Here is a 545-nt window from a genome sequence, read left to right on the forward strand (position 1 = left end):
GGACCGTTCGGCGCTTCGATGCGCTGGGGCGCGAGACCTTCGTGTCGTATCCGGTGCATGCCTTGCACGGCGTCGACGACATCACGTTGGGGTCGCGCACCACCTACGACGCACTCGGCCGCGCGACGCGGGTGGAGCAGGACAGCGAGCTCGGGGTCCTCGCCACGCGCCATGCTTACCTGGCAGGCTTCATCACGCTGACGACCGATCCGCGCGGGCACGCCACGCGAACCGGTTACCTGGCCTGGGATACGCCGTCGCATGACTTGCCGACGGTGCTGCTGCATCCCGAAGGCGCGCGCACCGACTTCGCGCGCGACATCTTCGGCAAGCCGACCACGATGTCGCGCAGCGGCGGCACGCATAACGCATGGAACGGTCGCTATTACGTCTACGACGCGCAGCAACGGCTGTGCAAGCGCGTGGAGTTGGAGACCGGCACGACGTCGATGCAGTACGACGCCGCCGGCAACCTGGTGCGCGAAGCGACGGGCCTGCCGTGGTCGGACACGGCATCGTGCGCGGTGGATGCGACGGCGTTCGAT

Annotated in this window: 1 protein-coding gene; it reads left to right on the top strand. The window is 68.1% G+C overall.

The window, feature by feature from the left end:
* A partial coding sequence (locus AC1DRF_RS31895; RefSeq protein ID WP_477742814.1) for a hypothetical protein occupies window positions 1–545 on the top strand: 545 nt, incomplete at both ends.

It is taken from the genome of Priestia sp. P5_B4, from assembly GCF_056400385.1.